We start from the raw sequence: 352 nt of genomic DNA on the forward strand, positions 1-352 counted from the left end.
TTCAGCACCAAGTCCCAGGGCATGGGACTGGGGTTATCCATCACCCGCACCCTTGTCGAGGCTCACGGCGGGCGCGTCTGGGCCGAATCGGGTTCCGGCATGGGTGCGGTGTTCCGGGTCGAATGGCCCGCCACCGGCGGCGCGGGCACACTGGAGCCGACATGACTCTCCGCTCATAAAAACCTACCCAAACTTGCACGAAGCCGAATAAGTCTGTTCACGTCGTCAACGCCAGTGCGGGCGAACCCGTCTTACCTGACTCTTACGTGCGTTTAAGGAGATTGCCAGGAAAGAACTTACCCATCAGCTGGCCGGATGAGGATGTCCCATTTAGGCAAGGAGGGGTTGCGCT

At 60.2% G+C, this 352-nt stretch carries 1 protein-coding gene; it reads left to right on the forward strand.

Features of this window, described 5'->3' with window-relative positions; genetic code table 11:
- Positions 1–21 precede the first annotated feature (21 nt).
- On the forward strand, positions 22–165 hold the full coding sequence (locus GJ668_RS20015) for an ATP-binding protein (protein ID WP_246195044.1): 144 nt from the start codon (positions 22–24) through the stop codon (positions 163–165).
- Positions 166–352 lie beyond the last annotated feature (187 nt).

Source organism: Allochromatium palmeri (assembly GCF_009720725.1).
Classification (GTDB): domain Bacteria; phylum Pseudomonadota; class Gammaproteobacteria; order Chromatiales; family Chromatiaceae; genus Thermochromatium; species Thermochromatium palmeri.

Coding starts and splice junctions, on each gene's coding strand:
- GJ668_RS20015 (WP_246195044.1), top strand. CDS start 22: ATGGGACTGGGGTTATCCATCACCCGCACCCTTGTCGAGGCTCACGGC.